At 62.4% G+C, this 593-nt stretch carries 1 protein-coding gene; it reads right to left on the reverse strand.

Annotation, left to right across the window (positions count from 1 at the left end; all coding sequences use genetic code 11):
* The coding region (locus tag E4T82_RS12000) for an RHS repeat domain-containing protein (protein ID WP_167753631.1) at nucleotides 1–593 on the reverse strand (593 nt) is incomplete at both ends.

Raw genomic sequence — 593 nt, forward strand, 5'->3', positions numbered from 1 at the left:
CGCAAAGCATGTGGCGGATACGAGTGGAGTGAGCCTTCGTGAATGTTGCTTGCCGATGGCGCATTTCATCCAAGCCAGCCGCCAGCATGGTCCTTAATTCGACAGGCAACTGCGGCGCGGTCAGGGCGCCATGGCCTGAAGCAAGGGCTGCAGCCAGGGTGTTTTCCAACAGCTCCCGCTGTGAGCGAGGCAGTGCCGCGAAGAGATCTGCAGGCTGCCCACTGCCTTCCTCGATATCCTCATCTTCTGGCGGCGCAAGCAGCGTCTGAATGGCGGAGGGAATGGCCCTCTCACGCTCCAGGCGCAGCAGCGGCACGAAGGAATCAGGCTCGTAAAGCGTGTGAACGAGCCCTGCGGAACCTTCGGTGTGCACGAGTCTGTCGGCATCCCAGCCGGCATAGGTGGCTGAACCTTCCAGACCTGTGCGCTGATGGACCGTCTTGCCCAGTCGCCGTCCGAACGCGTCGTAACGGTAGCTGGCTATCTGGTGCCACGGGCTGCCCGCGCCATCACGCTGCCATACCTCTCTCAACTGATGCAGCGCGTCGTAGCGCAACTGCTGCGCACGCCCATCGGGGAAGAGAGCCTGGATG

The organism is Streptococcus cuniculi, from assembly GCF_004570575.1.
Classification (GTDB): domain Bacteria; phylum Bacillota; class Bacilli; order Lactobacillales; family Streptococcaceae; genus Streptococcus; species Streptococcus cuniculi_A.